The sequence below is a fragment of the Streptomyces sp. NPDC001137 genome, from assembly GCF_040298885.1.
Classification (GTDB): Bacteria; Actinomycetota; Actinomycetes; order Streptomycetales; family Streptomycetaceae; genus Streptomyces.
This window is the reverse complement of record NZ_JBEPBA010000015.1, coordinates 57,357-82,461: the sequence shown is the minus strand read 5'-3', so window position 1 is coordinate 82,461 and position 25,105 is coordinate 57,357. Positions and strand designations below refer to the sequence as shown.

The following is a 25,105-nucleotide window of genomic DNA, read 5'->3' as shown; positions in this document are numbered from 1 at the left end:
GGGCTCACACTAACGCTCCTGGTTGTAGGTGCTGTCAGAACCGAAGCCCTGACCGTTCGTTTCACTGCCTGCGCCGGCGCTGCGTCCGCGCTGGACGCCCCGGCGCAGGTTGCTCAGCCTGCCCCGGACGTCCTCCGGGGCGCGGGAGACCTGTGGGCCGCCCTGGGGGGTGGTCTCGGCGGCTCCCTCGACCAGGTTGGCCTTGGGCACCCGCCGCGGCAGGCCGGAGGAGGTGACCCCGCCCGCCTTGGGCTTCCGGAGCTGCGAGGCCTGCTGCCAGCGCTCGTCGTTCGCCGAACGCCAGTCGCCGGTGCCATTGCCGTTGCTCTCCGGCTTGGGGGCCGGCGCCTCCTGGCTCACATGCCGTGTGCCGTTCGAACCGCTCGCACCGCTCGTGCCGTTCGCACCGCCCGCGAAGGATCCGCGGCGGGGCAGTCCGGCGTCGGTCAGCGCGTGGGCGGCGGAAGAGGCCGGTCCCGGACGGTCGAAGCCTACGCGGTCACGCTCGCTCCCGTCAGCGGCCTGCGCGGATTCCGTTTCCGGAGCGTAATCGGACGAGTAACCGTTCTGGTAGGTGTCCTGCTGCGGCCAGTCGTCCTGCTGGCGGCGCTCCTGGAAGGCCGGGAAGGACTCAGGGGCGGATGGACGCTCCTCGCGGACGGGTTCCGCATACGAGGGCTCGGGGTAGCCGCCGTTCGACGAGAACGTGTCGTTGTGCGGGAGGCCGCCGTTCGGCGCGTAGTACGGCTCCTCGTACGACGGGCGCTGGGCCGGCTCGTCATACGCGGGGCGCTGCTGTTCCTCGTACGGGGTCTGCTGCGGCTCGTCGTAGGCCGGGCGCGGGTCGTAGCCGCCGGGCTGCTGCTCGGGGAAGCCGCCGAGGCCGTTGTCGTAGGACGGCTGGTCGAACGCGTCGGCGTACGGGGTCTCGGGGGACTCCTGGGCCGGCTGGTCCTGCGCCTGGGCCTCCAGGGCCGCACGGCGCTCCTCGCGCATCAGCGAGCGGCCGACGGGGTCCAGCTCGCGTATGTCGTCCGGGACGTCGGCGTAGCGGCTGTCGTCGAAGCCGAGTTCCGCGGCCGTGCGCATCGGCAGGCCGTTGTTGAAGTCCTCACCCTGGTAGCTCTGCTCCGGGATGATCTGCGAGACCGTGAACTCGTCGCGCGGCTGCTGCTCGCCGCCACCACCGTGGGTGATCGCGTCCGGCAGCATGACCAGCGAGGTGGTGCCCGCCTGCTCGCCGGAGGGGCGCAGCTGGACGCGGATGCCGTGCCGGTCGGACAGCCGGCCGACCACGAACAGGCCCATGCGCTGGGATATCGCGGCGTCGACGGTGGGCGGGTTCGCCAGCTTGTGGTTGATGTCCGCGAAGTCCTCGGCGGTGAGGCCGATGCCCTTGTCGTGGATCTCGATCATGATGCGGCCGTCGGGGAGGCGGGTCGCGGTGACGCGGACCTTGGTCTGCGGGGAGGAGAACGTGGTGGCGTTCTCCAGGAGCTCGGCGAGCAGGTGCACGAGGTCGGTGACCGCGCGGCCGTGGATCTCGGCCTCCGGGACGCCGGAGAGCTCGATGCGCTCGTACTGCTCCACCTCGGAGGAGGCGGCGCGCAGCACGTCGACCAGCGGGACCGGCTGGTCCCAGCGGCGTCCGGGCTCCTCGCCGGCGAGGACCAGGAGGTTCTCGCCGTTGCGGCGCATACGGGTCGCGAGGTGGTCCAGGCGGAAGAGGTTCTCCAGCTGGTCCGGGTCGGCCTCGTTGTTCTCCAGGTCGGTGATCAGGGTCAGCTGGCCCTCGATCAGCGACTGGTTGCGGCGCGAGAGGTTGGTGAAGATCGCGTTGATGTTGCCACGGAGCAGGGCCTGCTCGGCCGCGAGCCGGACCGCCTCGCGGTGGACCTGGTCGAAGGCGCGGGCGACCTCGCCGATCTCGTCGCGGGTGTTGATCGGGATGGGCTGTACGCGGGTGTCGACCCGGCCCGGGTCGGTGCGCGAGAGCTGGTCGACCAGCATCGGCAGGCGCTGCTCGGCGATGCCGAAGGCGGCGTTGCGCAGCTGGCGCATCGAGCGGGACATCTGGCGGGCCACGGCACCGGCCAGGATGAACGCGAGGAGCAGGGCGACGACGACGGCGGCACCGGTGATGAGGGCGTCACGCTTGGCGTTGTCGGCGATGTCCGAGGCCTCGTTCACGGCCTTGTCGGCCATGTCCGACTGGATCTGCCGGTAGACGTTGGCCCGGAGGGTGGTGGTCCCCCACCAGTTCTCCGCCGTGATGCCCTGCGTGGCGAGTGCGGCGCGGGCGCTGGGGTCGGTGGTCTGCAGTGACGAGAGGAGCGCGACCGTCTTCGCCGGGTCGGACGGCGGCGGCACATAGGTCTGGTTGTTGGCGGCTGCCTGCGCGGCGGCCTGCTTGGCCTGGGCCACGCCCTCGGCCTTCGCCTTCGTCTCGAGGTCGACGAGCTTCTGCGCGTCCGCCTCGGTGCCGCCGGCCTTGTACTCCTCGATGGCGATGCCCTCGAGGTAGGCGTAGGAGGAGAGGGCGACCCGCTGCTTGGCGAGGTCGTCCTTCTTGGGTCCGGGCGCGATCAGCAGGTGCATGCCGATCGACCGCTCCAGGGACAGGGCGGCCTGGGTGAGCGAGATGGCGTAGACGGTCCGGCCGTAGCTGGTGATGTTGCCGGTGCCCAGGCCGAGCTCGTTGGCGAACTCCATCAGGGGGTGGGCGACGGCGACGTAGCCCTCTTCGGTGCCCACTCCGTGGACCTTGGAGGAGTACGCGGTCGCGCGCAGGGTGGCCAGCTGCGGCTCGGCCTGGCGGAACAGCTTGAGGCGGCGCAGCAGGCCGGCCTTGTGCGGCATGTTCTGCGCCGCGGCGTCGAACTCGTCGGCCGCGTCGTCGGTGGCCTTGCGGGCCGCTTCGACGGTCGCCTTGTCCTTGGCGGTCGCGCTCTTGCCCTTGAGCAGAGGCAGCGCGGTGATGTCGCGCTCGTTGTTCACCGCGTTGGCATAGGTCAGCGAGGCCCGCACCAGCCGTGCGGTGTTCTCCGCGTCCTGCGCCTCCTGCCAGGTGTCGATCGAGCTCTTCACCTGGAAGCCGCCCATGACGAGCCCGACGGTCACGGGTATGAGCAGGATCGCGTTCAGCCTGGTCGGCACCCGCCAGTTGCGGGGGGAGAAACGACCGCCGCTCGGAGCGGGTACGGCCGTCGGTTCCGAACCTGGCACAGGGGCGGGCGCCGCTCCGCGCGGCGGCGGGGTGAAGTTGCCCCGGGCCGACGGCTCGGGACCGTTCTTGCTTCGCCTCACTCGACCAACAACCTCTCGGCGGCGGGCACCAACGTTGTGCCGCAGTGTCTCAGAGCCCAGTACGCCATTGAGTACGCAGTACTACCGAGTACGTCTTTGACTATTGGGCAGTTCAGGCATTCCAGCACGACGACCTGTGCTCTTCCAAACAGTGGAAAGCGAGGATTCCGTGTGATGTAAGCCCCAGATAAATCGGTCATAAAGAGCGAGCCCCGTCAAAAGACGGGGCCGATGTGAGCGCAGTGAGACCGTTTGGCAACGACGCGTGGCCGTGTCACCCGATTCCTCTGCCGAAACGTTATGAACACCGAAGCCGACCGTGTCAAAGGCCACAGCCGGCTCCGATGCGTCTACGACAACTGCCGTAGGGCATGGCTGATTTGAGTGTTACCTCAGCCGTGCCATGAGAGCGTGCTCGACCAGCGTGATCAGCGCACTCTTGGCATCCGCGCGGTGCCGGGCGTCCGTCGTGATGATCGGGGTGTCCGGACCGATCTGCAGCGCCTCGCGCACCTCCTCGGGAGCATACGGCTGGTGCCCGTCGAAGCCGTTCAGCGCGACGACGAAGGGCAGGCCGCTGTTCTCGAAGTAGTCGACCGCGGGGAAGCAGTCCGCCAGGCGCCGGGTGTCCACGAGCACCACCGCGCCGATCGCACCGCGTACCAGGTCGTCCCACATGAACCAGAACCGGTCCTGGCCCGGTGTACCGAACAGGTACAGGATCAGGTCCTGGTCCAGGGTGATGCGGCCGAAGTCCATGGCCACCGTGGTGGTGGTCTTGTCCCCGGTGTGCGTGAGGTCGTCGATGCCCGCGGACGCGGAGGTCATGACGGCCTCGGTGCGCAGCGGGTTGATCTCCGAGACGGCGCCGACGAACGTGGTCTTGCCCACGCCGAAGCCGCCCGCCACCACGATCTTGGCGGAGGTGGTGGCACGACTCGGTTCAGAGCTTGCGAAGTCCACTGAGCACCCTTTCGAGCAGGGTCACGTCCGGCGCACCGGTCGTCTCGTCGCCACCAGGCTGGTGGATGGCGACGAGCCCGGCCTCGGCCAGGTCCGCGACAAGGATCCGGGCCACGCCCAGCGGCATGGACAAAAGCGCCGACACCTCTGCGACCGACTTCACCTCACGGCACAGGTGGCAGATGCGCTGGTGCTCCGGGAGCAGCCCCATGAGTGCTGCCGGGTCGGCCGTGGTGCTGATCAGCGCCTCGATGGCCAGCTGATAGCGGGGCCGCGTCCGGCCACCGGTCATCGCGTACGGACGTACCAGTGGCTGGTCGCCCTCGTCCTCGTACGGCTCCGCGTACGGATCATGAGAGGCGGTGGGCGGGGTCATGAATCCTCCGGGCGGGACAGCAAGTCGGTCGGGCTGGCCGTCTTATGGGCCGTGGGGGGATTGTGGCGGCCGGACGGTGATGTGGTGACGGGGGTGGATCCTGGACGGATCAGTGGAGCAGACTGCCCTGTAGTTCGGCGCGCAGGTCCGGCGTGAGGACCGCACCTGCCCGGTCGACGAGCAGCGCCATCTCGTAGCCGACCAGGCCGATGTCGCACTCCGGGTGCGCGAGCACGGCCAGGGACGAGCCGTCCGAGACGGACATCAGGAAGAGAAAACCCCGCTCCATCTCGACGACCGTCTGCGCCACGTTGCCGCCCTCGAAGATCCGGGAGGCCCCGGCCGTCAGCGAGGTGAGACCGGACGCGACGGCCGCCAGCTGATCGGCGCGGTCACGGGGGAAGCCTTCCGACATCGCCAGAAGGAGACCGTCGGCGGATACGACGACGGTGTGGGACACACCGGGGGTGTTGTCCACGAAGTTGGTGATCAACCAGTTGAGGTTCTGTGCCGCCTGGCTCATCTGGCTCAACTAACGCTCCTGCTGGTGAGTGGGGCTCGGGAAACTGCCGGTCTGACCGGTACCTGTACCGGCCTGGCGACCTTGCGCGATGCCCCGACGGAGATTGGTCAGCCGGCCGCGTACGTCGTCAGGCGCACGCGAGACCTGCGGACCGGCTTGGTGCTGTTGCTGCTGAGCCGTGCCCGGAACGAGGTTCGCCCGGGGCACCCGGCGCGGCAGGCCGGAGGTGGTGACGCCGCCCGCCGCCGGCTGCCTGACACGCTCCGCCTGCCGGACGAGATCGTCGTTCGGCGAGGTGCGCCAGGAAGAGGTGGCGGGACGCTGTGAAGCAGCAGAGTGCTGCGGGGCCGCGGGAGCGGCCGGGGCCTGCGGCTGCTGCGGGGCCGGTGCGGAGCCGTTGCTCTGCTGACCGCCCTGCTGGCCGTGGAACCAGTTGGTCTCCAGCGTGTCGTACAGCGGCGTACGACCGTCGCCCGGGCCCGGCGCCGGCGGCAGTGCCTCGGGCTCCTGGCGGACGGGCCGCTGCTGCGGACGCTGCGGAGCCGGCGGCCGCGGAGCACCGAAGTCGCCGCCCGGACGCTCGAACTGCCCGGTCGAGCCGTTGTCGTAGCCCGGTGCGGCGAACTGGCCCGTGGAGCTGCCGTCGTACGCCTGAGGGCTCGCGAACTGGCCCGTGTTGGCGGGGTTGTTCGGGTTGTTCGGGTGGTTCTGGCCGCCCCGCCCGTTCTGGCCGGACGGAGCGCCGAAGACGTCCGAGCGGACGAACTGGCCCGTGTTCTGCGAACCGTTGGTGCTCGGCTGCTGCGCCCCGAAGTCCTGGGCGGCGAACTGGCCGGTGTGCTGCGGGTTGCCCGGCGCCGGGGCGCCGAAGTCGGGGCGGGCGAATTCCGAGGTGGTACCGGGGCCCTGGCGGTCGCCGGACCGCGGGATCGCCGGCATCTCGGACGTCGCGTCGATACGCGGCATCCGGGACGTCTCGTCATGGCCGCGCGGGGTGTCGAGCGAGGCGCGCGGCACCGGCGGCTGCGCGTTCTCGTCGCTCCAGCTCGGCCGGGCCTGCTGCTGGTTGCCGCCCGGCAGCTCGGCACGCGGACCGCCACGGCCCGGCAGCTGCGGCTGACGGCCACGCCGGCCACGACCCTGCTCATTGCCCGCGTCGGAGTTGTTCGAGGACTGCGGCGGTACGGCGCCACGAGCGCCGCCGAAGCTGTCCTGACCCGTGCCCGCGGCCTGCAGGCCCTGCGGCGCACCCGGCGCCTGGCCGAACCCGGCACCCGCACCCGCGGGAGCCGGCCTGCCCTGCTGCGGGGCTGCCGGGAACTGCGGTCCACGCGCTCCGCCGGGCGCACCCGGACGGCCGTCGCCGGCACCCGGCAGCGCGGCCCGCGGGCCCTGACCGGCACCGAGCAGACCACCACCGGAGGCCGCACCGGCACCGAGGGCGCCGCCACCGGGCGCACCGGCACCGGCCTGGCGCCGCGCGGCGGCCACACCCGCGGCGGCCTGCGCGGCGGCGGGACCACCGGGGGACCCGGCGCCCTGACCCGGCTTGGGCTGCGGCTTCTTGCCGCCCTGGGCGACATCGACGGGCAGCATGACCAGCGCGGTCGTACCACCGGAGTCGGACGGGCGCAGCTGGATGCGGATGCCGTGGCGCTGGGACAGCCGGCCGACCACGAACAGACCCATGCGGCGGGACACCGACACGTCCACGGTGGGCGGCGAGGCGAGCCGCTCGTTGATCGCGGCGAGGTCCTCGGGGGAGAGGCCGATACCGGTGTCGTGGATCTCGATCAGGACGCGGCCGTCGGGCAGCGCGTGACCGGTGACCTTGACCTTGGTCTGCGGCGAGGAGAACGAGGTCGCGTTCTCCAGCAGCTCGGCGAGCAGGTGCACGAGGTCGTTGACCACGCGGCCGGCCACTTCGGTGGTCGGCACGGCGGCCAGTTCGATGCGCTCGTACTGCTCCACCTCGGAGGCCGCGGCGCGGAGCACGTCGACCAGCGGGACCGGGCGGGTCCAGCGGCGGCCGGGCTCCTCACCGGCGAGGACGAGGAGGTTCTCACCGTTACGGCGCATACGCGTCGCGAGGTGGTCCAGCTTGAACAGCGAGGACAGCTGGTCCGGGTCGGCCTCGCGGGACTCCAGCTCGGAGATGAGCGAGAGCTGACGCTGGATGAGGCCCTGGGAGCGGCGCGAGAGGTTGGTGAACATCGCGTTGACGTTGCCCCGCAGGAGGGCCTGCTCGGCGGCGAGGCGGACCGCCTCGCGGTGCACGTCGTCGAAGGCCGCGGCCACCTGGCCGATCTCGTCCCGGGAGTGCACGCCGACCGACTCGACGGAGGTGTCGACGTCCTGCGGGTCCGACTCCGAGAGCTGCTTGACCAGCTCGGGCAGGCGGTCCTGGGCGACCTTGTTGGCGGTCTCCTGCAGGCGGCGCAGCGAGCGGATCATGGAACGGGCGATGACGAAGGCGCCGACGAGGGAGACGCCGAGCACGAGCAGGATCAGCGCACCGGAGATGATCGCCTCGCGCTCGGAGGCGGCTCGCAGCTCGCGGGCCTTCTGCTCCATGTCCTCGAGCAGCGTGTGCTCGATCTTCTTCATCTGCTCGATCTTGGTCGAGCTGTCGTCCACCCAGTCCTGGTACGAGCGCTTCGGCAGGTCGTCCAGGGCGTTCTGGGAGGCGAGGGCACGGCTGGCGTACTTGTCGCTGGCCGTGATCGTCGTGTTGTTCTCCTCGATGGGCTTGAGGAGAGCGGTGGCCTTTTCGGTGCCGTAGATGCTCCGGAAGCTGCGCAGCTCGGACTTCTGGCTCTCCAGCGCCGACTGCGCGTACAGCCGGTCGTTCTCCGACAGGTCGCCGACCGTGGTGTTGCTCGCGGGGAGCGCCGCCGCCAGAACGGCGCGCTGCATCGACGCGTACTCCTTGGCGGAGGAGAAGGAGGCCAGGGCGCGGGTGCGCTGGATCATCTCGGGGTTGCTGGTGGCCTCGGCCATGTCCTGGGAGAGGTCCAGCAGGTGCGTGACCAGGCGGTGGTAGGCCTCGACGGTCTGGGTCGAGTTGTTCTTGGCCTGGTAGGCGGTGGAGCGGATCTTCGACAGCTGTTCGAGGTCGCCGACCACGCCGACGAGGCTCTCGCGGACGCCCTGGAGCGAGCCGTCCTTGTTGGAGGTGTCGATCTCCTCGGCGGCGTCGATGAAGTTGGTCTTGGCCCGGTCCGTCTTGTCCCGGTAGCCCTTGACCGTGTAGTCGCTCGCCTTGGAGCCGTGCGCCAGCGGACCGGAGGACAGGTCGCGCTCCCTCTGGAGCGCGTCGGCCAACTCGGTCGCCTGCTTGGTCATGTCCGTCAGCAGCTTCATGTTGTCGAGCTGCTGGATGTCGTCCATGTTGTCGCTGATGCGCAGGGCGCCCAGCGAGGTGGCCGCCACCACGGGAAGCGCGAGCAGCGAGACCAGGCGCGTGGAGATACGCCAGTTGCGCAGCGCCATGCGGGATCCCGGACCGCTCGGGCCCTTGGGCGGCTTGACCGCCGGAGCGGCGGAGCCGGGGGGCCCGGGAGGTGCCGACGCGCCGGGGCGCCCGGGGCGCTCTCCGCCGTCGCCGGACGGTGCCGGGCCCGGGTTCTGGGCGTGCTGGGGGGAGGGACTGCCGGCATTGGGGCCAGTCCCGCCGTGCGGCTCCGGCTCCGCCGAAGCACTGCCATCCCTCTTGAAACGTCCCTGCACTAGCGTCGCAACCTCTGGACCAGGCGCCCCTCCGCGTGAACGGAAAGACACGGTGTCGGCGTTTTAGGCGGCGCCCTGAATGCGCCCACCTGTGTGGTCGTGAAGTGACCGGCGCTGGCTCCCCCTTCTCGCCGCAACGCGACGCTGTCGCGCCCCCTGTGCGCCGGCTCGATCCTGCGGCGGTCCGTGGAATTCCAGCACAGTGCCGGATCTCCAACAAGGGCCGGGCACTATGCCGTGACCCACGTGACTGCATGTGAGTGCAGGATTACGGGACGTAGAAAGTGATCTCGTCCATAACGGACTTATGCGGTCGAGTCGCACAGGTGGGAGCGGTGTCCCAGTCGCCATGATCAGGAGCGGAATGATGGCTTCAGGGGGTCATTGTCCGTTTCGTAGGGGTCAGCCCTGGGCCTGAATTGACCGTTTTGCCTGCGAGGCCGTGAGCAAACTCACATGCTGATCATGGGGTCTTCACGTCTTGTGAAGGGAATTGAATGTTTAGCCTGACGCTTTACAGGACGTAACACTTTGACAACCGCGCCTGCGCGAGGGGCCCGAGGTCCCGGCCGGGCGCCCGAGGACGACAAGGTCACGTACAACAGTGAAGACGACGATGATGTTCCGCAACATAGCCAACCCGCGGCGCACGACGCTGGCGCACCTCGAGGACGCCGACGCACTGCAGACGCCGCAGCAGCCGGAGCACTCCGTCGACCTCCCGTCCCAGACGGCCAACCCGCGCCGCACCATCCTGGTGGAGGCCCCCGCCACGGCCTCCGTCGCGCAGTAGTACGCACACCGGCCGTAGATCACTCACCTCGGCCGCGCACGAATCAAATGCGCAAGGCGCAGCCTCCTCACCGCGTTAGCCTGGAGCGTCAGACTCCAGCCGGCTCAAGTGAGGGGCGCAGGATCCCGTGCGCATCGCCAGGTTCTCCATCGACGGGAACGTCGCCTTCGGCGCGGTCGAGGGCGACAAGCCGGACGAGCTCGTCCTCGACATCATCAAGGGCATCCCGTTCGCGGACTTCGAGCTCTCCGGTACGAAGGTGCCGCTGAGCAAGGTCCGGCTGCTGCCGCCGGTGCTCCCCAACAAGGTCGTGGCCTTCGGCCGCAACTACGCGGAGCACGCGCGGGAGCTGGGCAACGAGGTGCCCGACGCGCCCTTCGCCTTCTTCAAGCCCTCCACCTCGGTGATCGGCCCCGGCGACGAGATCCAGTACCCGCCCTTCTCCGAGGACCTCCACCACGAGGCCGAACTGGCCGTGGTCATCGGCCGCATGTGCCGCGAGGTCCCCCGCGAGCGCGTGGCCGACGTGATCTTCGGATACACCTGCGCCAACGACGTCACCGCCCGTGATGTGCAAAAGCGCGAGAAGCAGTGGGCCCGGGCCAAGGGCTTCGACAGCTCCTGCCCGCTCGGCCCCTGGGTGGAGACGGACATCGACCTCGCCACCGCGTCCGACCTGACCGTCCAGCTCACGGTCAACGGCGAACAACGCCAGCTCGGCCGCACCAGCGAGATGATCCACCCCATCGAGGACCTGATCGTCAACATCTCCGAGGCCATGACGCTGCTCCCCGGCGACGTGATCCTCACGGGCACCCCGGCAGGCGTCGGGCCGCTCACCGTCGGCGACGAGGTCGCCGTCACCATCGAAGGCATCGGCACTCTCACCAACAAGGTTGTCAAGCGTGGCTAGCGCACCCGGCTCCCCCGTACGCGTCCGTTTCTGCCCCTCGCCCACCGGTAACCCCCATGTGGGCCTGGTCCGCACCGCCCTGTTCAACTGGGCGTTCGCCCGGCACCACCAGGGCACCCTGGTCTTCCGCATCGAGGACACCGACGCCGCCCGCGACTCCGAGGAGTCGTACAACCAGCTGCTCGACTCGATGCGCTGGCTGGGCTTCGACTGGAACGAGGGCCCCGAGGTCGGCGGCCCCCACGCGCCGTACCGCCAGTCGCAGCGCATGGACATCTACGCGGACGTCGCCGAGAAGCTCCTCGCCGCCGGGCACGCGTACCACTGCTACTGCTCCCAGCAGGAGCTGGACACCCGCCGCGAGGCCGCCCGCGCCGCCGGCAAGCCGTCCGGCTACGACGGCCACTGCCGCGACCTCACGAACGCGCAGGTCGAGGAGTACAAGGCCCAGGGCCGCACCCCGATCGTCCGCTTCCGCATGCCCGACGAGACGATCACCTTCACGGACCTGGTCCGCGGGGAGCTGACGTTCACGCCGGAGAACGTCCCGGACTACGGCATCGTCCGCGCGAACGGCGCCCCGCTGTACACCCTGGTCAACCCGGTCGACGACGCCCTGATGGAGATCACCCACGTCCTGCGCGGCGAGGACCTGCTCTCCTCCACCCCGCGTCAGATCGCCCTCTACAAGGCGCTGATCGAGTTGGGCATCGCCAAGGAGATCCCGGCCTTCGGCCACCTGCCGTACGTCATGGGCGAGGGCAACAAGAAGCTCTCGAAGCGCGACCCGGAGTCCTCGCTCAACCTGTACCGCGAGCGCGGTTTCCTCCCGGAGGGGCTGCTCAACTACCTGTCCCTGCTGGGCTGGTCGCTCTCCGCGGACCAGGACATCTTCTCGATCGAGGAGATGGTCGCGGCCTTCGACATCGCGGACGTGAACCCCAACCCGGCCCGCTTCGACCTCAAGAAGTGCGAGGCGATCAACGCCGACCACATCCGCCTGCTGGACGTGAAGGACTTCACGGAGCGCTGCGCCCCCTGGCTCAGGGCCCCGTTCGCCCCCTGGGCGCCGGAGGACTTCGACGAGGCCAAGTGGCAGGCGATCGCCCCGCACGCCCAGACCCGTCTGAAGGTCCTCTCCGAGATCACGGACAACGTCGACTTCCTGTTCCTCGCCGAGCCGGTCTTCGACGAGGCGTCCTGGACGAAGGTCATGAAGGAAGGCTCGGACGCCCTCCTGCGCACGGCCCGCGAGAAGCTGGAGTCCGCCGACTGGGCCTCCGCCGAGTCCCTCAAGGAGGCCGTCCTGGCCGCCGGCGAGGCCCACGGCCTCAAGCTGGGCAAGGCCCAGGCCCCGGTCCGCGTCGCCGTCACCGGCCGCACGGTCGGCCTGCCCCTGTTCGAGTCCCTGGAGATCCTGGGCAAGGACAGGACCCTGGCACGGATCGACGCGGCGCTGACGAAGCTGACCGCGTAACGCACACGCGCGTGCAGGGGCGGTGGCCGTCGCGGCCGCCGCCCCTCGGCGTTGTCAGTGGGGCGCATTAGTGTTCCGGCATCGCACTCAAGATCCGGAAGGGCGCCCCTGATGCCGATGTCTCCTCGTGACTACACCTGGCTGTTCACCCCGGGCAGCACGTTCGCCTACGAGTCCGGGCAGACGGGCGTCATCCACGTGGCCGACGGCGGGATGCTCGACCTGCCCACCGGACGGGTCGTCGCCTGCGACCCGTTCGTCTACCTCGGGTCCGGGGACATAGAACCGTTCACCGTCACCGTCGCCCCCGGTCGCTACCGCGTCGATGCGGCCGTCGCGACCCTGACCCGTCCCGTCGAGCCCCCGGCCGAGCGCCCCCACCGGCGGGTGGCGGCCGCCCGCCTCGTGATCCGCGAGGAGCCCACCGTGACCTGGGAGTTGGCCCTCGGCCCGGAACAGGACCTCGCCGAACTCGGGGACGACGAGTTCTTCGGCTACGGCGTCGACGCCGGCACCGGCTGCTTCTACGACGCCTCGGCCGAGGAGGCCTTCCCCGGGACCGAGGAGGAAGAGGGGCCGCTGTGGGAGGCCTTCGAGAACAGCGACTGGTCGCACGGGCCCCATCTGGTCACCTCCACCTCCACCGGCCACACGCTGGCCGCGTTCACTTCCGGCTGGGGCGACGGGTTCTACCCCACCTGGATCGGTCGCACCGCCGCCGGCGAGGTCACCTGCTACCTCACGGACTTCTTCGTCGCGCCGGCCCCCACCGACGCCCCCGTGTGACAGTCGCCGATCCACGGACACGCCCCCGACCTCCGGGCTACCGTCGGATCATGAGCATTCGCGCCGTGGTCTGGGACGTAGACGACACCCTCTTCGACTACACCAGCGCGGACCGCGAGGGCATGCGGTCCCATCTGGCCGCCGAGGGCCTGCTCACCGGGGACGAGACCCCTGAGCAGGCCCTCGTGCGCTGGCGGGAGATCACCGACCGGCAGTGGGCGCGGTTCTCGGCGGGGGAGCTGTCCTTCGAGGAGCAGCGCCGCGAGCGCATCCGGGTGTTCCTGGGCACACCCCTGGGCGCTGCCGAGGCCGACGCCTGGTTCCAGCGGTACATGACGCACTACGAGGCCGCCTGGGCCCTCTTCCCGGACGTCGTGCCGGTCCTGGACGCCCTTGCCGCCAGCCACCGCCACGCCGTGCTGTCCAACTCCAGCCTCACCGTCCAGGACCACAAGCTGCGTACCCTCGGCGTGCACAACCGCTTCGAGACGATCCTGTGCGCCGCCGAACTCGGTGTCTCCAAGCCCGAGGCCGGCGCCTTCCTGGCAGCCTGCGAGGCCCTGGAACTGGCACCGCACCAGGTCGCGTACGTCGGGGACCACCCGGAGATCGACGGGCGCGGTGCCGCCGACGCCGGACTGCTGTCGGTGTGGATCGACCGCAACGGCGCGCACACCGGCGGTGACGCACCCACCGGTCCCCACCGGATCGCCTCCCTCGCCGAACTCCCCGCCGTGCTCGGCGCCGATACCCGTTTTGGAGCCCCGTCCACCTTCGGGTAATGTTCTTCCTGCGCCGCCGGGGAGCGGGCCGAAAGGCCTGGATCCGGAGGAGCGAACTAGAACAAGAACCCCGCAGGGGCTTGCGTTCCAGTGGCCTATGGTGTAATTGGCAGCACGACTGATTCTGGTTCAGTTAGTCTTGGTTCGAGTCCAGGTAGGCCAGCTCGCGGAGCTCATCCGCACCGCGGATGTCGTCCGCAAAGCCCCCGTTGTGTAGCGGCCTAGCACGCTGCCCTCTCAAGGCAGTAGCGCCGGTTCGAATCCGGTCGGGGGTACTGATCTCGATCAACTCGGGATCGCTAGGGCCCCCGTTGTGTAGCGGCCTAGCACGCCGCCCTCTCAAGGCGGTAGCGCCGGTTCGAATCCGGTCGGGGGTACAAACTGGTCTAAACCACATTGGTCTATGGTGTAATTGGCAGCACGACTGATTCTGGTTCAGTTAGTCTTGGTTCGAGTCCAGGTAGACCAGCTCGGATCTGCGGCGGTGCAGTACAAACGCTTGCAAGATCCTCGCCCCCGTTGTGTAGCGGCCTAGCACGCCGCCCTCTCAAGGCGGTAGCGCCGGTTCGAATCCGGTCGGGGGTACATCATGAAGGCCCTTCGCTTCGGTGGAGGGCCTTCGCTGTGGCCGGTGCTCATTCGAAGCCGTACCGCCGCGACGACTCCTCCTCCTGGGCCAGGCGGTGTAGCGCCCGCATCGCCGGTTCGTTGAGGATCGCCCCCAGGACGGCGAACTCGGTCTGCTCCGCCTGGGACGGGTGCGTCTCCATGAGGTCCAGATCGAGTACAGCCGTCCGGTGCATCAACTCGGCGTACGGTACGAGTTGTTCGGCCCCCCAGCCATAGCCGAGCCGGCGGAAGGCGGCCACCGCCACCACCAGCGAGCGGTACGCGGGGGAGATGGTCGCGAGCCGCTTGGCGTTCTCCCAGCCGAGCCGGTCCAGCAGCGCGTCGACCTCCTGGTGCGCGGCCCTGACGTACTCGTCGTCCTCGTCCGGCTCCGGCACCTGCGGCAGCGCCCAGAGCGCCGCGCCCAGGCGGATCGTACGGGGCAGGGAGTCGTCGTCCACATGCGCCAGCACCTCCCGGACCGTCGCCACCGGCACCCGGCCGATCTGGATCATCGCGCGCACCAGCCGCAGCCGCCGCAGGTGCTCCTCGTCGTACTCGGCGGTGGTCGCGTTGATCTGCCGGCCGGGCATCAACAGCCCTTCGCGCAGGTAGTACTTGATCGTCGCGACGGACACACCGCTGTGTCTGCTCAGTTCGGCGAGCCGCATGTCTTGCGCCCCTTCTCGGATACCGGCACTATCCAAGCACCGCCAGTCGGATAGCGGCGCTCACCAACGAGGGGGAATGGCCATGGTGTCCCGTACGACGGCCGACGCGAAGGGCGATGTCGTCGTCCTGCTGATCGGAATGCGCATCAACCGCTTCTGGGCCGTCCATCTGTGGCTGCCGGTGATGCTCGGGATGTTCCGCATGCTGCGGGAGCTGGCGAAGGACCCCGCGCGGGGCCTGCTCAGCCGCGTCCTGCTGTCGGCCTCGCCCCGCACGTACTACGTCGTGCAGTACTGGGAGTCCAAGGAGAAGCTGTACGCCTACGCGACCGCGCCGGACGCCTTCCACCACACGGCGTGGGCCGCGATCAACCGCAAGGAGCGCAGCGGAAGACTGCGCGGGCAGGTGGGGATCTGGCACGAGGCGTACATCGTGCCGGAGGGGTCGTACGAGGCGATCTACGGAGACATGCCTGCCTTCGGCCTCGCGGCCGCGCACGGGCAGATCCCGCTGCGGAAGCGGGGCCGGTACGCGAAGGACCGGTTCGCCTTCCGCTCGCCGCAGGAGGCGGTGGCCGAGAAGGCCGGGTGACCGGGGGAGCGGGGAGGGCCTGCCGCGGCGTTGAGGCGGGCTCTCCTCGCTGACGTCTCCCTGCCGCCCCGAGTGTCAGCCGGTGCGGCGCAGTGCCTCGGAGAGGCGGGCGGCGGCGTCGATGACCGCCTGGGCGTGCATACGGCCCGGGTGGCGCGTCAGGCGCTCGATGGGGCCGGAGACGGACACGGCGGCCACCACGCGGTTGGACGGGCCGCGTACGGGCGCGGAGACGGACGCGACGCCCGGTTCCCGCTCGCCGATGGACTGGGCCCAGCCGCGGCGTCGTACGCCCGAGAGCGCGGTGGCCGTGAAGCGGGCGCCCTGCAGGCCCCGGTGCAGGCGCTCCGGCTCCTCCCAGGCCATCAGGATCTGTGCCGAGGAACCGGCCTTCATCGTGAGCGTCGAGCCGACCGGGACGGTGTCCCGAAGTCCGGACAGGCGCTCCGCCGCGGCGACGCAGATGCGCATGTCGCCCTGGCGGCGGTAGAGCTGGGCGCTCTCGCCCGTGACGTCCCGCAGATGCGTGAGCACCGGGCCCGCGGTCGCGAGGAGACGGTCCTCGCCGGCGGCCGCAGCCAGCTCCGCCAGGCGCGGGCCGAGAATGAAACGGCCCTGCATGTCGCGTGCCACCATACGGTGGTGCTCCAGGGCCACGGCCAGTCTGTGGGCCGTCGGTCGTGCCAGTCCGGTGGCCGCCACCAGTCCCGCGAGGGTGGCCGGTCCGGACTCCAGGGCGCTGAGGACAAGGGCTGCCTTGTCCAGAACGCCCACGCCGCTACTGTTGTCCATGAAACGATACTCACGTCTCACTCTGTGAAACGCAAGTTCCTTTTTCCGTGAGACGCGCAACCCTTGTAGGCACAGCGGCCCGCTGACCGAACGGGCCGGATGACGGACGCCCGTGAATTGGGGCCGGGTGCCGTCTCCTCAAGATCTCTAGTTGGGCCGGTGGACGTTTGCCGGCCGGAGGGAAAGCGATGGGTAGGACACTCGCGGAGAAGGTCTGGGACGACCACGTCGTCCGGCGCGCCGAGGGCGAGCCCGACCTCCTCTTCATCGATCTCCACCTCCTGCACGAGGTGACCAGCCCGCAGGCCTTCGACGGCCTGCGTCAGAACGGCCGCCCGGTGCGCCGTCTCGACCTCACCATCGCGACCGAGGACCACAACACCCCGACCCTCGACATCGACAAGCCGATCGCGGACCCGGTCTCCCGGGCCCAGCTGGAGACGCTGCGCAAGAACTGCGCCGAGTTCGGCGTCCGGCTGCACCCGCTGGGCGACGTCGAGCAGGGCGTCGTGCACGTCGTCGGCCCGCAGCTGGGTCTGACGCAGCCCGGTACGACGGTCGTCTGCGGCGACTCCCACACCTCCACGCACGGCGCCTTCGGCGCGCTGGCGTTCGGCATCGGCACCTCGCAGGTCGAGCACGTGCTGGCCACCCAGACGCTGCCGCTGGCCCGTCCGAAGACCATGGCGATCACGGTCGAGGGCGAACTGCCCGAGGGTGTCACGGCCAAGGACCTGATCCTGGCGATCATCGCCAAGATCGGCACCGGCGGCGGCCAGGGCTACATCCTGGAGTACCGCGGCTCCGCCATCGAGAAGCTCTCGATGGAGGCCCGGATGACCATCTGCAACATGTCGATCGAGGCCGGCGCCCGGGCGGGCATGATCGCCCCCGACGAGACCACCTTCGAGTACCTCAAGGGCCGCCCGCACGCCCCCGAGGGCGAGGACTGGGACGCCGCCGTCGCGTACTGGAAGACGCTGAAGACGGACGAGGACGCCGAGTTCGACGCCGAGGTCGTCATCGACGCCGCGTCGCTGTCGCCGTTCGTCACCTGGGGCACCAACCCCGGCCAGGGCGCACCGCTTTCGGCGTCCGTCCCCGACCCGGCTTCGTACGAAGACGCTTCGGAGCGCCTCGCCGCCGAAAAGGCCCTGGAATACATGGGGTTGGAGGCCGGGCAGCCGCTGCGCTCCATCAAGGTGGACACCGTCTTCGTAGGCTCCTGCACCAACGGCCGCATCGAGGACCTGCGCGCCGCGGCCGAGCTCGTCAAGGGCCGCAAAGTCGCCGAAGGCGTACGGATGCTGGTCGTCCCGGGCTCCGCGCGCGTGGGTCTGCAGGCCGTCTCCGAGGGTCTGGACGTGGTCTTCAAGGAGGCCGGCGCCGAATGGCGGCACGCGGGCTGCTCGATGTGCCTCGGCATGAACCCCGACCAGCTGGCCCCGGGTGAGCGCTCCGCGTCCACCTCCAACCGCAACTTCGAAGGCCGACAGGGCAAGGGCGGTCGTACGCACCTGGTGTCGCCGCAGGTCGCCGCCGCGACGGCGGTCCTGGGCCACCTGGCCTCCCCGGCCGACCTGTCCGACGCCGAGACCCGTACGCCCGCTGGAGTCTGAGAGTCATGGAAGCATTCACCACGCACACCGGCCGGGCCGTCCCGCTGCGCCGCTCCAACGTCGACACCGACCAGATCATCCCTGCTCACTGGCTCAAGAAGGTCACGAGGGACGGTTTCGAGGACGGGCTGTTCGAGGCCTGGCGCAAGGACGAGACCTTCGTCCTCAACCGCCCCGAGCGGCAGGGCGCCACGGTCCTGGTAGCCGGCCCCGACTTCGGCACCGGCTCCTCGCGCGAGCACGCGGTGTGGGCGCTGCAGAACTACGGCTTCAAAGCCGTGATCTCGTCCCGCTTCGCCGACATCTTCCGCGGCAACTCGCTGAAGAACGGCCTGCTCACGGTCGTTCTGGAGCAGAAGATCGTGGACGCGCTGTGGGAGCTCACGGAGAAGGACCCCGAGGCCGAGATCACCGTCGACCTCGAGGCCCGCGAGGTGCGCGCCGAGGGGATCACCGCCTCCTTCGAGCTGGACGAGAACTCCCGCTGGCGGCTGCTGAACGGGCTGGACGACATCTCCATCACCCTCCAGAACGAGGCCGACATCGCCGCGTACGAGGCCAAGCGCCCGTCGTACAAGCCGCAGACGCTCAAGGTCTGATCCCGAGCCCCTGAGCAGGTCGGGTTTCGGCCACCTGAACGCCCCTCTGTACCCCCGATCAGCCCGATCGGGGGTACAGCTGTGTCCGGGCCCGAACCGGCTCGGGGGCTCTGGAGTCTCTTCTCAACTTCCCACGTTACGACGGTTGTTGCCGGGGTAGCCGAGTTGTGCGGGCCCGACTCCCGCCGGAGTCCGGAAGGCCGTTTGAGGCATCAGTTGCGACCCCCGCAGGCGACAACTCGCCCCAGATGGCACAATCTGTGCATGGAACACGACGGCCAACTCGAGCTCTATGCGGCAGTCGCGGACCAACTGAAGGAAGCGCACTCAAGGGTGCGCGCACTGCAAGTCCCGGAGGGCGTACGGATGGCGCTGACCCGGAAGCTGCTGGTCATTACGGCCGCGGCCAAGCACGATCTCGCCGACGCGGCAAGGCGTCTGGAGGCGTTCACCGTGGACCTCGACGAGGGTCGATTCCCCGAAGAGGACCGCTGAACGCGTTCGAGACAGCCGAGTTCGTTGCGACGCACGGGTGATTAGCCCGTTTCGTGTTTGATTTGCGGTATATATCTGCCTAACGTGCGAAAAAGCTTGAACACTTTCGTTCGGGCAATGTCTCCGAAGGGGAAGACGTGAACAAGGCGCAGCTCGTAGAAGCGATTGCCGACAAGCTGGGCGGCCGACAGCAGGCCGCCGACGCTGTCGACGCGGTCCTGGACGCCATCGTCCGCGCGACCGTCGCCGGGGACCGGGTCTCGGTCACCGGCTTCGGCTCGTTCGAGAAGGTCGACCGTCCGGCCCGCTACGCCCGTAACCCGCAGACCGGCGAGCGGGTTCGGGTCAAGAAGACCTCCGTTCCGCGCTTCCGCGCGGGCCAGGGCTTCAAGGACCTGGTGAGCGGCTCGAAGAAGCTCCCGCGTGGCGGCGAGGTCGCCGTCAAGAAGGCGCCCAAGGGCAGCCTGACCGGTGGCGCCTCGGCGACCGTGAAGAAGGCGGCCGCGAAGAAGACCACCAAGGCGGCCACCGCCAAGAAGACCACGGCGAAGAAGACGACGGCCAAGAAGGCCACGCCGGCCGCCAAGAAGACGACCGCGAAGAAGACGACGGCCAAGAAGACCACGGGCGCCGCCAAGACCACCGCGGCGAAGAAGACGACGGCCACCAAGGCGACCGCCAAGAAGGCCCCGGCGAAGAAGGCGACGGCCAAGAAGGCCCCCGCCAAGAAGTCGACGGCTCGCAAGACCACCACCGCCAAGACGGCCACGGCCCGCAAGAGGTAAAGAGGCAAGGGCACAGGGGCACTCACGCGCCGGGCCGGACTCCGCATCGGAGTCCGGCCCGCGGCGTTTTTCCCGGGGTCAGAGGGTCTGGAGTGTCACCAGGGTGATCCGGAGGCTGTCCTTGGCGCCCTCGGTCTCGATGCGGACCCGTTGCCCGGGGCGGAGCAGTCGCAGGCCGCCCGCGTCGAACGCCGGTGCGTCGAAGGGCACGGGGGTGCCGTCGTCGAGCAGCACGCTGCCGGTTCTCGTCTCGGCGTCGTACGTGTATGCGGTGGCTTGCATGACGGCCAGCCTAGTGCCTGCGCCGGCTCGCAGTGAGGGTGCGGGTTGCCCGCCGGCTGCGGGCAACTCGTGGCTGGTCGTGCCCACGCGGCGGAGCCGCATATCGACACAGTCCCGCGCCCCTTCGGGGCGCTCAGCCCAGCCTGCGGGCAATCGTGCCGCCTTGTGCGGCACCCGTCCCGCAGAAGGCGGCACCTCCTAGCGAGCAGCGCCCCAAACCCCCGCTGAAACGGCCGCCGTGTACCGCCCCACCCCCAGCGCCAGCGCCGCGCGCAAGTCGTCGCCCGTGTCCACGTCCTGGCGCACGGAATCCACGTCCCCGAGCGTGAGCTCCACGGCCCCGGACGCCCGGTGCCGGGCGCGGGAATGCGGGCCGAATGCCGGAAGCAATTCCTGGGTGGCCGCTGCGGCCAGCAGGGTCGTACCGATTGCGGCCGCGTCGGCCAGGAAAGCGCGGGGGAATTCCGCGGCCGCGTCCAGGACCCGGGACAATTCCAGGGGCCGTAGCGCCGGGAGATCGGCGTTCAGGGCCGCAACGGGACTGTCGGGGCGCTCGGCGCGCACGGCGGCCACTCCGTGCGTCAGGGCCGCGTTGAGGCCACCCCGGGGTTCGTCGGCGACGATCCGCGCGCCCAGCGCGGCGAGCTCGCGCCCGGCCAGGGCGTCGTCCGTGACGACTGCCACATCCCCGACCGCCGGGCAGGACAGCGCCGCCGCCACGGTGTCCTGGGCGAAGGCGAGGGCGAGGCCGGGGCGCAGCCCGTCGGCAGCGGTGTCCGAGAGCCTGCTCTTGGCGCGCGTCAGCGGTTTCAGGGGTATGACCAAGGTCCACAGCACCGGCGTTCCGTCCCTCTCTTGTCGCGGCCATTGTCACTCAGCCGTCACCTGGACCATCTGGCGGTCGCCTCGTCGGGGCGTACGGTGTTCTCGACAGACCGGCGGCCTGGGGCGACACTTGTGCGGCCCCCCAAGGCCCTAGAGGAAGGTGTCCGCGTGCCCCGCCGCAGAATCGGCTTCTGGTACCGCTTCGCAGCGGTCCTCTGCAAACCGCCACTGGTGGTTCTGATCAAGCGGGACTGGCGCGGAATGGAGCACATTCCGGCCGAGGGCGGATTTATCACCGCGGTGAACCACAATTCCCATGCGGACCCCTTCGCGTACGCGCACTATCAGTACAACACCGGACGGGTTCCGCGATTCCTGGCGAAGAGCGGCCTTTTCAAGAAGGGATTCGTCGGCGCCGCGATGCGCGGCACCGGACAGATCCCCGTCTACCGCGAGACCACGGACGCGCTGAGCGCATTCCGCGCCGCGATCGACGCCGTGGAGCGCGGCGAGTGCGTCGCGTTCTACCCCGAGGGCACCATCACCCGGGATCCGAACCAGTGGCCCATGACCGGCAAGACGGGTGCCGCGCGGGTCGCCCTCACCACCAAGTGCCCGGTGATTCCGGTGGCTCAGTGGGGCGCCAACGAACTGCTGCCGCCGTACGCCAAGAAGCCGAACCTGCGGCCGCGCAAGACCCACCATGTGCTCGCGGGGCCGCCCGTCGATCTCTCGCGCTTCTACGACAAGGAGATGACCCCCGACCTCCTGAAGGAGGCGACCGAGGTCATCATGGCCGCCATCACCCGCCAGCTGGAGGAGATCCGCGGCGAGAAGGCGCCCGCGACGCCGTACGACCCGCGCCGTGAGCGGATCGAGCAGCGGCGCAGGACGCACGAGCAGAAGCTGGTCCAGGAGAAGGCCGAGCAGGAAGAGGGGCAGGGTACGTGAGCAAGCCCGTCAAGGCGGCCGTCTTCGGCACCGGTTCGTGGGGCACCGCGTTCGCCATGGTGCTCGCCGACGCGGGGTGCGAGGTCACTCTGTGGGGCCGGCGGGCCGAACTCGCGGAGGCGGTCAACTCCACGCGGACGAACCCCGACTACCTTCCCGGTGTCGAACTCCCGGACAACGTACGGGCGACGGCGGACGCCGCCGAGGCCGCCCGCGGCGCCGACTTCACCGTCCTCGCGATCCCCTCGCAGACGCTGCGCGGCAACCTCGCCGAATGGGCGCCGCTGCTCGCGCCCGACACCACCCTCGTCTCCCTGATGAAGGGCGTCGAACTCGGTTCCGCCATGCGGATGAGCGAGGTGATCGAGGACGTCGCCAAGGTGGGCGCCGACCGGATCGCCGTCGTCACCGGGCCCAACCTCGCGCGTGAGATCGCCGCCCGGATGCCGGCCGCCGCCGTCGTCGCCTGCACCGACGAGGCGGTCGCCCAGCGGCTCCAGGCCGCCTGCCACACTCCGTACTTCCGGCCGTACACGAACACGGACGTGGTCGGCTGCGAACTGGGCGGTGCCGTCAAGAACGTGATCGGCCTCGCCGTCGGCATCGCGGACGGCATGGGCCTCGGCGACAACGCCAAGGGCTCGCTCATCACGCGCGGCCTCGCCGAGACCACCCGGCTCGGCATCGCGCTGGGCGCCGACCCGCTGACCTTCTCCGGACTCGCGGGCCTCGGCGACCTGGTGGCGACCTGCTCCTCGCCGCTGTCGCGCAACCACACCTTCGGCACCAACCTCGGCAAGGGCATGACCCTGCAGGAGACCATCGCGGTCACCAAGCAGACCGCCGAGGGCGTCAAGTCCTGTGAGTCCGTGGCGGATCTGGCCCGTCGGCACGGTGTGGAGATGCCCATCACCGAGACCGTCGTGGACATCGTGCACGAGGGCAAGCCCCCGGTGGTCGCCCTCAAGGAGCTGATGTCGCGCAGCGCGAAGCCCGAGCGACGCTGAGCGAACCTGCTGAGTCGACGCTGTATCGGGGCTCTACCAACGGGTACGCTCAACGCGATATGAGCACCGAGAACCTCCCCCAGAGCCCTGAGCAGCCGCCTCGCAAGCCGCGCGTGGCCGTCGTGTTCGGCGGGCGCAGCTCCGAACACGGGATCTCCGTGGTCACCGCCGGCGCCGTCCTCAAGGCCATCGACCGGACCAAGTACGACGTCCTGCCGATCGGCATCACCCGGGACGGGCGCTGGGCCCTCACCGCCGACGAGCCCGAACGCATGGCGATCACCGACCGCCGTACCCCCGAGGTGGAGGACGTCGCCGAGTCGGGCGAGGGCGGAGTGGTGCTCCCCCTGGACCCCGGCAACCGCGAAGTCGTCGTCAGCGAGCCCGGATCGGTGCCCAAGGCGCTCGGCGAGGTCGACGTCGTCTTCCCCGTCCTGCACGGCCCGTACGGCGAGGACGGCACCCTCCAGGGCCTGCTGGAGCTCTCCGGCGTCCCGTACGTGGGTTCGGGTGTGCTCGCCTCGGCCGTCGGCCAGGACAAGGAGTACATGAAGCGGGTGTTCACCTCCTTCGGGCTCAAGGTCGGCCCGTACGTGGTGATCCGGCCCCGCGAGTGGGAGCGGGACGAGTCGGCCGCCCGCAAGAAGATCGTCGACTTCGCCGGCGAGCACGGCTGGCCGCTGTTCGTGAAGCCCGCGCGCGCGGGCTCCTCGATCGGCATCACCAAGGTCGACGACATCGCCGGCCTCGGCGAGGCGATCGCGGAGGCCCAGCGGCACGACCCGAAGATCCTCGTGGAGGCGGCGCTGCGCGGCCGCGAGATCGAGTGCGGGGTGCTGGAGTTCGCGGACGGTCCGCGGGCGAGCGTGCCCTCCGAGATCCCGCCGCCGGACGCGCACGCGTACTACGACTTCGAGGCGAAGTACATCGACTCGACCCCCGGGATCGTGCCGGCACCGCTGACGCCCGAGGAGACCGCCGAGGTCCAGCGGCTCGCGGTGGACGCCTTCGAGGCCGCGTCCTGCGAGGGCCTGGTGCGCGCGGACTTCTTCCTCACCGAGGACGGCGAGTTCGTGATCAACGAGATCAACACCATGCCCGGCATGACCCCGATCTCGATGTACCCCCAGATGTGGCAGGCCAGCGGCATCAGCTACCCCGAGCTGGTCGACAAGCTCATCCAGGCGGCACTGCGCAGGTCGACGGGCCTTCGCTGAAGCGCCCCGACAGGGGCGCGGGGAACTGCGCGATCAGCCCCCAGCGGCCCGCAGTAGGCGTACGAGATTTCCGCCCACGGCGACTAGTCGGCAATACCGGCCGGAACTTTCTTGATGGCAGGCGCCAGATCAACCAACGGCGCCATGCCATCCCCGCTCCGCCCCGCAGGGATCCTCACCTCGACATACGCCTTCCGCAGCGTCGAGGTGAAGCGGAAGGACCCGTCCTTCTGCTTCTGCAGCAACCACCCCACCCCGTCCACCTCGACCCCGTCGGCCTCGGGATCACTCATCTCCGCGGGCCGCGCAACACCGCAGCGCAGTATGATCGCCGGGTTCCCCCAGCCCGCGGTCAGCGCGGACGCGGGCTCGGGATCCCGGCGACTGAGACCGTCGACCTTGGCCGGCAGCACTTTGTCCAGGCTCCGGCACAGCGCAGCGACCTTCGCTCCGGGCGAGGGAACCGTCGCCGACGCGCTGTCGTCTGCTGATGAGCAGCCCGCGGCGCCGATCAGCAGTGCGAGTACGGGCAGCCCGGCAACGACAGGACGCCGGCGACGAAAAAGCTTCACCGGCCAAGGGTAGACGGGGGCTACAGATGGACGACCGGGCAGGTCAGGGTGCGGGTGATGCCGTCCACCTGCTGGACCTTCGCGACCACCATGCGGCCGAGGTCGTCCACGGTGTCGGCCTGGGCCCGCACGATCACGTCATAAGGTCCTGTCACGTCCTCGGCCTGGATCACCCCAGGAATCTTGCTGATCGTCTCGGCGACGGTCGACGCTTTGCCGACCTCCGTCTGGATCAGGATGTACGCCTGTACCACGGAACCTCCAGGGCGGCCACGAGGATCATGTGGGGAAAAGGAACGCCACGGTATCGCGTCGCCGCTCGCCGCGGGGAGACCTGCGGGGGCCGGGGCTTGCGCGCCGGGGTGCAGGCACGGCAAAGGTTGACGGTCACCCCGACCGTATCGAGGACACTGATGACGCGCGACCGGGCACGGCCAGGGA

Annotated in this window: 24 protein-coding genes and 5 tRNA genes; 18 read left to right on the top strand and 11 right to left on the bottom strand. The window is 69.7% G+C overall.

Annotated features, from left to right (window positions below; translation table 11 throughout):
• Positions 1-9 precede the first annotated feature (9 nt).
• The 5 genes from ABT254_RS27675 to ABT254_RS27655 all read right to left on the bottom strand — a co-directional run bounded on the left by ABT254_RS27675 (position 10) and on the right by ABT254_RS27655 (position 8,897).
• Positions 10-3,306, bottom strand: coding sequence for a sensor histidine kinase (locus ABT254_RS27675; protein WP_351475442.1), 3,297 nt, complete (start codon positions 3,304-3,306; stop codon positions 10-12).
• A 387-nt stretch (positions 3,307-3,693) separates the two neighbouring features.
• On the bottom strand, positions 3,694-4,269 hold the full coding sequence (locus ABT254_RS27670) for a GTP-binding protein (RefSeq protein WP_115905688.1): 576 nt from the start codon (positions 4,267-4,269) through the stop codon (positions 3,694-3,696).
• On the bottom strand, positions 4,250-4,645 hold the full coding sequence (locus tag ABT254_RS27665) for a DUF742 domain-containing protein (protein WP_030943001.1): 396 nt from the start codon (positions 4,643-4,645) through the stop codon (positions 4,250-4,252). The genes ABT254_RS27670 and ABT254_RS27665 overlap by 20 nt, the downstream gene beginning before the upstream one ends.
• 109 nt (positions 4,646-4,754) lie before the next feature.
• A complete protein-coding gene (locus ABT254_RS27660) occupies positions 4,755-5,168 on the bottom strand; it encodes a roadblock/LC7 domain-containing protein (RefSeq protein ID WP_003973453.1) in 414 nt (137 codons plus the stop codon).
• Between the two features lie 9 nt (positions 5,169-5,177).
• Positions 5,178-8,897, bottom strand: a complete 3,720-nt coding sequence (locus ABT254_RS27655) for a sensor histidine kinase (protein ID WP_351475438.1) — start codon at positions 8,895-8,897, stop codon at positions 5,178-5,180.
• A 604-nt stretch (positions 8,898-9,501) separates the two neighbouring features.
• Here ABT254_RS27655 and ABT254_RS27650 point away from each other — a divergent pair.
• From ABT254_RS27650 to ABT254_RS27605, 10 genes are all read left to right on the top strand, one after another.
• On the top strand, positions 9,502-9,690 hold the full coding sequence (locus ABT254_RS27650) for a hypothetical protein (protein WP_351475435.1): 189 nt from the start codon (positions 9,502-9,504) through the stop codon (positions 9,688-9,690).
• A 127-nt stretch (positions 9,691-9,817) separates the two neighbouring features.
• Positions 9,818-10,603, top strand: coding sequence for a fumarylacetoacetate hydrolase family protein (locus tag ABT254_RS27645; protein ID WP_351475432.1), 786 nt, complete (start codon positions 9,818-9,820; stop codon positions 10,601-10,603).
• Complete coding sequence (gene gltX, locus ABT254_RS27640) at positions 10,596-12,080, top strand: glutamate--tRNA ligase (RefSeq protein ID WP_351475429.1); 1,485 nt, start codon at positions 10,596-10,598, stop codon at positions 12,078-12,080. Before ABT254_RS27645 ends, gltX begins: the two co-directional genes overlap by 8 nt.
• A gap of 111 nt (positions 12,081-12,191) precedes the next feature.
• Positions 12,192-12,866: a DUF4241 domain-containing protein gene (locus ABT254_RS27635; RefSeq protein ID WP_351475426.1), complete on the top strand. Its 675-nt coding sequence runs from the start codon at positions 12,192-12,194 to the stop codon at positions 12,864-12,866.
• Positions 12,867-12,916: 50 nt separating this feature from the next.
• The gene (locus tag ABT254_RS27630; protein ID WP_351475424.1) at positions 12,917-13,648 is read left to right on the top strand and encodes an HAD family hydrolase; all 732 of its coding nucleotides are present in this window, start codon (positions 12,917-12,919) and stop codon (positions 13,646-13,648) included.
• A gap of 91 nt (positions 13,649-13,739) precedes the next feature.
• Positions 13,740-13,811, top strand: a tRNA-Gln gene (locus ABT254_RS27625).
• A gap of 39 nt (positions 13,812-13,850) precedes the next feature.
• Positions 13,851-13,923 (top strand) — tRNA-Glu (locus ABT254_RS27620).
• 29 nt (positions 13,924-13,952) lie between these two features.
• A tRNA-Glu gene (locus tag ABT254_RS27615) sits at positions 13,953-14,025 on the top strand.
• A 20-nt stretch (positions 14,026-14,045) separates the two neighbouring features.
• Positions 14,046-14,117, top strand: a tRNA-Gln gene (locus ABT254_RS27610).
• A gap of 43 nt (positions 14,118-14,160) precedes the next feature.
• Positions 14,161-14,233 (top strand) — tRNA-Glu (locus ABT254_RS27605).
• Positions 14,234-14,283: 50 nt separating this feature from the next.
• On the opposite strand, the gene ABT254_RS27600 is transcribed toward ABT254_RS27605, so the two are convergent.
• Entirely contained in the window at positions 14,284-14,928 is a 645-nt protein-coding gene (locus ABT254_RS27600) for a MerR family transcriptional regulator (protein ID WP_351475421.1), read from the bottom strand.
• An 82-nt stretch (positions 14,929-15,010) separates the two neighbouring features.
• Here ABT254_RS27600 and ABT254_RS27595 point away from each other — a divergent pair, with 82 nt between their 5' ends.
• Positions 15,011-15,520 (top strand): DUF4188 domain-containing protein, encoded by a 510-nt coding sequence (locus tag ABT254_RS27595; protein ID WP_351475418.1) that lies wholly within the window; start codon positions 15,011-15,013, stop codon positions 15,518-15,520.
• Positions 15,521-15,595: 75 nt separating this feature from the next.
• Here the strand turns inward: ABT254_RS27595 and ndgR are convergent, their stop codons facing one another.
• On the bottom strand, positions 15,596-16,312 hold the full coding sequence (ndgR, locus tag ABT254_RS27590; protein ID WP_015036427.1) for an IclR family transcriptional regulator NdgR: 717 nt from the start codon (positions 16,310-16,312) through the stop codon (positions 15,596-15,598).
• 188 nt (positions 16,313-16,500) lie between these two features.
• Between ndgR and leuC the strand changes: the two genes are divergently transcribed.
• The 4 genes from leuC (at position 16,501) to ABT254_RS27570 (ending at position 19,810) form a co-directional block, all read left to right on the top strand.
• A complete protein-coding gene (leuC, locus tag ABT254_RS27585) occupies positions 16,501-17,931 on the top strand; it encodes a 3-isopropylmalate dehydratase large subunit (RefSeq protein WP_351475415.1) in 1,431 nt (476 codons plus the stop codon).
• Between the two features lie 5 nt (positions 17,932-17,936).
• On the top strand, positions 17,937-18,530 hold the full coding sequence (gene leuD / locus ABT254_RS27580) for a 3-isopropylmalate dehydratase small subunit (protein WP_351475413.1): 594 nt from the start codon (positions 17,937-17,939) through the stop codon (positions 18,528-18,530).
• A 264-nt stretch (positions 18,531-18,794) separates the two neighbouring features.
• Positions 18,795-19,025, top strand: coding sequence for an SCO5555 family protein (locus ABT254_RS27575; RefSeq protein WP_030943037.1), 231 nt, complete (start codon positions 18,795-18,797; stop codon positions 19,023-19,025).
• Between the two features lie 137 nt (positions 19,026-19,162).
• Positions 19,163-19,810: an HU family DNA-binding protein gene (locus ABT254_RS27570; RefSeq protein WP_351475410.1), complete on the top strand. Its 648-nt coding sequence runs from the start codon at positions 19,163-19,165 to the stop codon at positions 19,808-19,810.
• 78 nt (positions 19,811-19,888) lie between these two features.
• Here ABT254_RS27570 and ABT254_RS27565 read toward each other — a convergent pair whose 3' ends face one another.
• Both ABT254_RS27565 and cofC read right to left on the bottom strand, forming a co-directional pair.
• Complete coding sequence (locus ABT254_RS27565; protein ID WP_351475407.1) at positions 19,889-20,092, bottom strand: hypothetical protein; 204 nt, start codon at positions 20,090-20,092, stop codon at positions 19,889-19,891.
• Positions 20,093-20,290: 198 nt separating this feature from the next.
• The gene (cofC, locus tag ABT254_RS27560; RefSeq protein WP_351475405.1) at positions 20,291-20,929 is read right to left on the bottom strand and encodes a 2-phospho-L-lactate guanylyltransferase; all 639 of its coding nucleotides are present in this window, start codon (positions 20,927-20,929) and stop codon (positions 20,291-20,293) included.
• A 156-nt stretch (positions 20,930-21,085) separates the two neighbouring features.
• On the opposite strand from cofC, the gene ABT254_RS27555 reads away from it, so the two are divergent.
• Genes ABT254_RS27555 through ABT254_RS27545 form a run of 3 tightly spaced genes read left to right on the top strand, consistent with a single transcriptional unit; the run spans position 21,086 to position 24,092 of the window.
• Entirely contained in the window at positions 21,086-21,868 is a 783-nt protein-coding gene (locus ABT254_RS27555; protein WP_351475402.1) for a lysophospholipid acyltransferase family protein, read from the top strand.
• Positions 21,865-22,875, top strand: coding sequence for an NAD(P)H-dependent glycerol-3-phosphate dehydrogenase (locus ABT254_RS27550; protein ID WP_351475399.1), 1,011 nt, complete (start codon positions 21,865-21,867; stop codon positions 22,873-22,875). Before ABT254_RS27555 ends, ABT254_RS27550 begins: the two co-directional genes overlap by 4 nt.
• 59 nt (positions 22,876-22,934) lie before the next feature.
• Complete coding sequence (locus ABT254_RS27545) at positions 22,935-24,092, top strand: D-alanine--D-alanine ligase family protein (protein WP_351475396.1); 1,158 nt, start codon at positions 22,935-22,937, stop codon at positions 24,090-24,092.
• An 83-nt stretch (positions 24,093-24,175) separates the two neighbouring features.
• Here ABT254_RS27545 and ABT254_RS27540 read toward each other — a convergent pair whose 3' ends face one another.
• Both ABT254_RS27540 and ABT254_RS27535 read right to left on the bottom strand, forming a co-directional pair.
• The gene (locus tag ABT254_RS27540; RefSeq protein ID WP_351475393.1) at positions 24,176-24,664 is read right to left on the bottom strand and encodes a DUF3515 domain-containing protein; all 489 of its coding nucleotides are present in this window, start codon (positions 24,662-24,664) and stop codon (positions 24,176-24,178) included.
• A gap of 20 nt (positions 24,665-24,684) precedes the next feature.
• Positions 24,685-24,918 carry an Lrp/AsnC family transcriptional regulator gene (locus ABT254_RS27535; RefSeq protein ID WP_003997603.1) on the bottom strand — a complete coding sequence of 78 codons (234 nt, stop codon included), beginning with the start codon at positions 24,916-24,918 and terminating at the stop codon, positions 24,685-24,687.
• Positions 24,919-25,105: the final 187 nt, after the last annotated feature.

What these genes read in the sequence shown, in the direction of transcription:
- ABT254_RS27565 (WP_351475407.1), bottom strand. Translation starts at nt 20,092, where the DNA reads ATGCAAGCCACCGCATACACGTACGACGCCGAGACGAGAACCGGCAGC.
- ABT254_RS27600 (WP_351475421.1), bottom strand. Translation starts at nt 14,928, where the DNA reads ATGCGGCTCGCCGAACTGAGCAGACACAGCGGTGTGTCCGTCGCGACG.
- ABT254_RS27630 (WP_351475424.1), top strand. Translation starts at nt 12,917, where the DNA reads ATGAGCATTCGCGCCGTGGTCTGGGACGTAGACGACACCCTCTTCGAC.
- ndgR (WP_015036427.1), bottom strand. Translation starts at nt 16,312, where the DNA reads ATGGACAACAGTAGCGGCGTGGGCGTTCTGGACAAGGCAGCCCTTGTC.
- ABT254_RS27575 (WP_030943037.1), top strand. Translation starts at nt 18,795, where the DNA reads ATGGAACACGACGGCCAACTCGAGCTCTATGCGGCAGTCGCGGACCAA.
- leuD (WP_351475413.1), top strand. Translation starts at nt 17,937, where the DNA reads ATGGAAGCATTCACCACGCACACCGGCCGGGCCGTCCCGCTGCGCCGC.
- ABT254_RS27595 (WP_351475418.1), top strand. Translation starts at nt 15,011, where the DNA reads ATGGTGTCCCGTACGACGGCCGACGCGAAGGGCGATGTCGTCGTCCTG.
- leuC (WP_351475415.1), top strand. Translation starts at nt 16,501, where the DNA reads ATGGGTAGGACACTCGCGGAGAAGGTCTGGGACGACCACGTCGTCCGG.
- ABT254_RS27665 (WP_030943001.1), bottom strand. Translation starts at nt 4,645, where the DNA reads ATGACCCCGCCCACCGCCTCTCATGATCCGTACGCGGAGCCGTACGAG.
- ABT254_RS27635 (WP_351475426.1), top strand. Translation starts at nt 12,192, where the DNA reads ATGCCGATGTCTCCTCGTGACTACACCTGGCTGTTCACCCCGGGCAGC.
- ABT254_RS27545 (WP_351475396.1), top strand. Translation starts at nt 22,935, where the DNA reads ATGAGCACCGAGAACCTCCCCCAGAGCCCTGAGCAGCCGCCTCGCAAG.
- ABT254_RS27660 (WP_003973453.1), bottom strand. Translation starts at nt 5,168, where the DNA reads ATGAGCCAGGCGGCACAGAACCTCAACTGGTTGATCACCAACTTCGTG.